Annotated in this window: 5 protein-coding genes and 1 pseudogene; 4 read left to right on the plus strand and 2 right to left on the minus strand. The window is 61.1% G+C overall.

The genetic code is table 11. The features are described 5' to 3' along the window. Positions 1–975: peptidase U32 family protein (locus tag U9R81_RS12385; RefSeq protein WP_416180962.1), on the minus strand; the 975-nt coding region annotated here is incomplete at its 3' end. A 33-nt stretch (positions 976–1,008) separates the two neighbouring features. After that, on the minus strand, positions 1,009–2,010 hold the full coding sequence (locus U9R81_RS12390) for a radical SAM protein (protein WP_322495759.1): 1,002 nt from the start codon (positions 2,008–2,010) through the stop codon (positions 1,009–1,011). A gap of 727 nt (positions 2,011–2,737) precedes the next feature. Here U9R81_RS12390 and lepB point away from each other — a divergent pair. The 4 genes and pseudogenes from lepB to U9R81_RS12410 all read left to right on the plus strand — a co-directional run. Beyond that, entirely contained in the window at positions 2,738–3,448 is a 711-nt protein-coding gene (gene lepB / locus U9R81_RS12395) for a signal peptidase I (RefSeq protein WP_322495760.1), read from the plus strand. 15 nt (positions 3,449–3,463) lie between these two features. Next, positions 3,464–4,597 (plus strand): glycosyltransferase family 1 protein, encoded by a 1,134-nt coding sequence (locus U9R81_RS12400; protein ID WP_322495761.1) that lies wholly within the window; start codon positions 3,464–3,466, stop codon positions 4,595–4,597. 145 nt (positions 4,598–4,742) lie between these two features. Then, on the plus strand, positions 4,743–4,931 hold the full coding sequence (gene tatA / locus U9R81_RS12405; RefSeq protein ID WP_066791399.1) for a twin-arginine translocase TatA/TatE family subunit: 189 nt from the start codon (positions 4,743–4,745) through the stop codon (positions 4,929–4,931). 397 nt (positions 4,932–5,328) lie between these two features. Further along, positions 5,329–5,461 (plus strand): annotated as a pseudogene (locus U9R81_RS12410) (GTPase ObgE); the annotation flags it as partial.

Consider the following 5,461-nt stretch of genomic DNA (forward strand, 5'->3'; position numbering starts at 1 on the left):
GGCGTCGGGCCGCACCCGCACGACCCGGCCCATCAACAAGCCGCGATGGCGCGGCGCGCGGCCCTCCACAACCGCCTGATGGTTGGTGCCGCGCAAGAAGTGCGGCCCTAACCCACGCGAATAGACTTGTTCGAGGTGCAACCGGTCGGCGCTGGTCAGATCGGGTGGCAGACCGGCCCATGCCGCGTCGAGCGCGCGGCGGTAGGCGTCGGTGGTAATCGCCACATATTCGGCGTCTTTGTAACGGCCCTCGATCTTGAGCGCGCTTACGCCGAGGCGAGCAATCGTCGCCATCTCATCAATTGCCGCCAAATCGCCGGGCGAGAGCAGGTAACGGGCTGCGCCAAGCGGTCGCTGCTGGCCGTCAACGATCAGATCGTACGGCAGCCGGCAGGCTTGGGCGCACTGGCCGCGGTTGGCGCTACGCCCGCCCCACGCCTCCGACGAAAAGCACTGGCCGGAATACGAGACGCAAAGCGCGCCGTGAACAAAGATTTCCAGTTCGATCGGGCTGCGAGCGCGAATTGCCGCGACTTCGGCCAGCGAGAGCTCGCGGGCCAAGACCACCCGCGACACGCCGTAGCGGGCGGCCAAGGCTACCCCCTCGGCGCTGGTAATGCTCATCTGGGTGCTGCCGTGGATCGGCAGATCGGGCGCAATCCGGCGGGCCAGCGCCGCGATGCCTACATCTTGCACGATAATCGCATCGGCCCCGGCAGCGGCAATCTCGGCCAGCGCCGTCGCCGCCGCGCGCAACTCGTGGTCAAACACGAGCGTGTTAAAGGTGACATACCCCTTCACCCCCCGCCGGTGCAACGTCTTCATCACCTCTGGCAGTTCATTAAGCGTAAAGCCCACTTTAGCGCGGGCAGTGAAATGGGTCAAACCAAAATAGACTGCGTCGGCGCCGGCTTCAATCGCGGCGTGCAATTGCGACCAGTAGCCGGCGGGACTCATAATCTCAGGCTTGCGCATGGTTGATTGTTCCATTGGATGATCGCGTCGCCATCATCCACGATGTACCTTAAAAATTGACAAATACAAATTCGCTGCATAACCGCAACTGGTGCAGCGATTGCCATCAAGCCCCACCTTCCGGCTCACCCTGTTCTGCCGGCTAATCAGGGTCGCTTGGCACGCTGGGCAACGGGTAGGTTGGTTGGGTTCCGGACCATAGATAAACTGCAACCCGCTCTCGTGCCCGATCCGGCGCGCGCGCATGGTCGCCGCGGCGGTTTCGCTGCCGGCATTACCCGGCAAGACATGCCATGGCGTGCCCTCGCCGAGGGTTGTCTTGATCCAATTGACCATCTCGCGCAGCTCGTCGGGATGATCATTGACGCCGTGGTGGATGCGGGTCGTCACCTCGATATGGCACTGCCAGCGTTGTTGCGCCTCTTCGGCGAAGCGCAAAATCTGCCGCCAGTTGCTGATCCCGCCTAGCCGTTGGTAGGCATTATCCGAAAAGCCGCGCAGGTCAAGGCTGATGCCGTGCAGGTACGGCCCTAACTCGCTCAGCGCCTCGTTGCTCAGCATGCCACTAGTGACAATAGCGGTATAGCGGCTGGCGGCGCGGCTCAGTTGCAGCAGGGCGAGCAAATATTCAAAATTAACTGCCGGCTCGCCAAATGCCCACACTATGCCACGGCAGAGCCGTTCGAGCGCGAAGTCGGCAGCACGCTGCGGGTCAAGCCGTCGTTGTTTGGCTGGGTCAGTAGGCAACACGCCGTATTGGCCGCGTTGTTGATCAACCGGCAACGCATAGCCCCAGCCGCCGATGGCCAACGCAGTGGTATCGGGAAAGAAGTGCCAGAGCCGGTAATCTTCGATTGGGCCGATGGCGGCGCCGCTGATCATACCGTGATTGAGCAGCTCGATCCCATTGGCGCTCCCGACGCGCATCTGGCAGCGCCCAACCTCTCCCGGCGCGAGTGTGCAACGCCATTGGCAGGCTAGACACTGAAAGCTGCCCTCGGCAAGCGGCTGTGCTAAAGTGGCCAGCGATGACATAATCTCAGCTTTCCTCTATTTTAATCAAGGTGCGCGAGTGCCAAACGAACGCTTACGCTTGCTCCTCCCTCCCAGCGGGGTTGAGAGGTCATCAGAACCTCTGATCGAGTGCAGCCGTTGAGCGCTGTGCAATGCCCCAACGCCCGGTGCTGCACCCCCTCTCCCGCGCCAGTTGAGGGGCGGACAGAGCACGTGTTCGACCACACCCATTGTATCGCTGTGCGATGCCTCACATCCCGGCTCTCCGCTCCCCTCTCCCGCCGTTAGGTAGGAGCGGGGATGGGGGTGCGGTCCAGCAGCCCGCGCAGCGGGCTTCGTACCCCTAGCTCGGCCCTTTAGGGCCGGGTACCGGACTGAACCCGCGCCAGTGGGAGAGGGGTTGGGGGTGAGGGCGAACCGTGTATCGCAAAGCCATCAACCACCTCTATGCTTATACGTTCTGTCCACCCTTGCACCTAGCGGGGCGAGGCTGGACAGAATCCGTTCCAAAAACGTCCGGGATGCTTGTACCAGCGCGCTCTGCCCGCGCGTCGTGATCGCTCTTCAAGCCCTGCCCGGTTTTGCGTTGGTTGCGGTGCTTCACGCCATCATCCATCGGTATGGACTGGCAATTTACCCCGCGTTCGAGTATAATGCCAGAGATCGCGGAGGGAAACCTTCCCTCCGCGCGCCATTCTCGCCTTGCGCTCTACCCTGTAGTGTAGCATAGAGCGCACAAAACGGTGCTATGAGCGACAGTCATTCGTCACCCGATCCATTGGTTCCTTCCCTTGAGGCTGAGCCGGTGCGCCCTCCGCGTGCGCCGTTGCGCTATGTGGTACGCGAATTGCTCGAGACGGCGATCTTTATTTTGCTAGTCTTTCTGATCGTGCGCGCTGTGGTGCAGAATTTTAAGATCGAAGGCTCAAGTATGGAGCCGACGCTCCATACTGGTCAATACATTCTGGTCAATAAACTGATCTATTTTCACTTTGACCTGAATGCGCCGCTGCGCCTGCTCCCCGGTCAAGCCGATTTGCCGCCGCGGGTGGTCTATCCCTTCCGCCCGCCGCAACGCGGTGACATTGTGGTCTTTGAGTATCCGCGTGATGTGCGGAAAGATTATATCAAGCGCGTGATCGGTTTGCCCGGCGATGTGCTCGAATTCCGCGAGGGCCGGGTCTATGTCAATGGCGAGCTGCTCGACGAGCCGTACTTGCGCGGCGCGTTTACCTATTGTCTTGGCGGCTATCCCTGTGCGCAGGGGCCGATCACCGTGCCGCCCGGTTCGATCTTTGTGATGGGAGACAATCGCGGCAATAGCTCCGATTCGCGAGAATGGGATGCGCTGCCGCTCGATCGCGTGGTCGGGCAGGCGTGGCTGATCTATTTTCCCTTCAGCGATTGGGGCTTGGTGCCGCACCATCGCTACGATACCGTTACCGCTGCCACGCCGTAAGAATTGTTTGTTGCTATGCGCATTGCCGTTAACGCTCACCTCCTTGCTCATACCCGTTCGTTTCGCCGGGCCGGCGTTTCGCACTATATCGAGCAGGTGTTGCTCCATTTGGCGCAGATCGATCGCGCCAATCACTACACCGTGTATACCACCCGCGGCCTTGATCAGGCGGCGCTGGGTCTGCCGGCCAATTTTGTCGTGAAGCCGTCCCAGTTGCCGACGATCAATCCGCGGGTGCGGATTCCGTGGGAACAGGGGATTGCGCCGCTGATTTTGCGCGGCACAGCCGATCTCTACCACGGCTGCCTCAATGTGGCCCCCCTGCTCAGCCCAGTGCCGACGGTGATCACGATCCACGATCTGGCTTTTATCCGCTTCCCGCAGACGTTTCGCGCCTATAACCGCATTTACCTCGATCTGGCGACCCGGCTGAGTGCCCGCCGCGCCAGCCGGATTTTGGCGGTTTCCGAACATACCAAGCGCGAAGTGGTTGGGCTGCTCGGCATTCCGCCTGAGCGGGTGATCGTGACACCGAACGCTGCCCGCAACCATTTCCGCCCGCCAGCGCCGGCGGCCATCGAACAATTGCGCGCCAGCCATGGCTTGCCTGAGCGGTTTGTGCTCTATGTCGGCACGCTGGAGCCGCGCAAGAATCTGACCACGCTGCTCGAGGCGTTCGCGTTAGTGAGCCAGAGCGTGCCTGATGCACCATTGCTGATCGGCGGCGGCAAGGGTTGGATGTACGAGCCGATCTTCGCCCGGCTGGAACAGTTGAATCTGCGTGATCGGGTGAAGTTTGCCGGCTATCTTCCCGAAGAGGAGTTGCCGCTCTGGTATGCGGCGGCTACCGTCTTCGTCTTTCCGTCGATCTATGAGGGGTTTGGCATGCCGCCGCTTGAGGCGATGGCCTGCGGCACGCCGGTGATTACTTCCAATACGTCGAGCCTGCCCGAAGTGGTTGGTGATGCCGGGTTGATGGTCGCGCCTACCGACACGATCGGGCTGGCTGAGGCGATCCGGCGTGTGTTGGTTGATGCCGATCTCCGCGCCGAGTTGCGCCAACGCGGCTTGGCGCGCGCCCGCCGCTTTTCGTGGGCGGATACCGCCGCTAAGACGCTGGCGGCCTATCGCGAGGCTGTGGCAGCGTAGGGAGCGGTCACTGGCAGGTTTGCTCGGCGGCGCTGCCCAACACCAACCGTCATCGCTTACGTTGACACACCCCCGCGCTGGGGTATAATGATTCGGGACGCGCATCGCTGGTGCGCGCCGGTTGCACGAGGAAGGAGTGCAGGTTATGATTGGCGGTCTTGGCTGGGGTGAGCTGTTAATTATCCTCGTGATCGTGATTGCGATCTTTGGCGCCGGCAAGCTGGCCGGCCTTGGCGGTGCGCTCGGCAGCAGCATCCGCGAGTTTCGCAAGGCGGTGAAGGGCGATGAAGAGCCGCGCAATGACGCCAAAACCGAGGGCGAAACCAAAGCGTAGCGGTGGGTTGGTAACTACCCGCTGCAACAGCGCGGCGCATGTGGTGAATGCGTAAGCATCTATAAGAAGCGGCTCCTCTATGGAGTGCGGCAATTAGATTGCTGCACTCCATAATGGCTTGATCGAGGAAGTAGCTTTTGCCCGACATTGTGTATCTGTGGTAATGCTTGGCTAACCACGGCTTCATTGCTCAATCGTGATGGAGTTGTGAGCAATATTTGCTGGCTTGGCGCTGGTAACGGTTTGCTCATTCCCTTGGCATTGCGCGGTATCGCGGATTTGCGCCCCCTCGCGTTAATCCCCTGTGAAGGGGCAGTCTGTCGAAAGCAGCCGGCTTGGTGATATTGTTGATGGAAAGCTAAGGAACAGGGCGCGTTGATCCGCGTCCTCGTGCTGTTTGCGTATGACGACCGATTTTTTTGATCAGGCAATTATCGTGGTGCGGGCCGGCAATGGCGGCAACGGCGCGGCGACCTTTCGCCGCGAGAAGTATGTGCCGCGCGGCGGCCCCAATGGCGGCGATGGCGGGC

The organism is Chloroflexus sp., assembly GCF_034435895.1.
In the GTDB taxonomy this organism is placed as follows: Bacteria; Chloroflexota; Chloroflexia; order Chloroflexales; family Chloroflexaceae; genus Chloroflexus.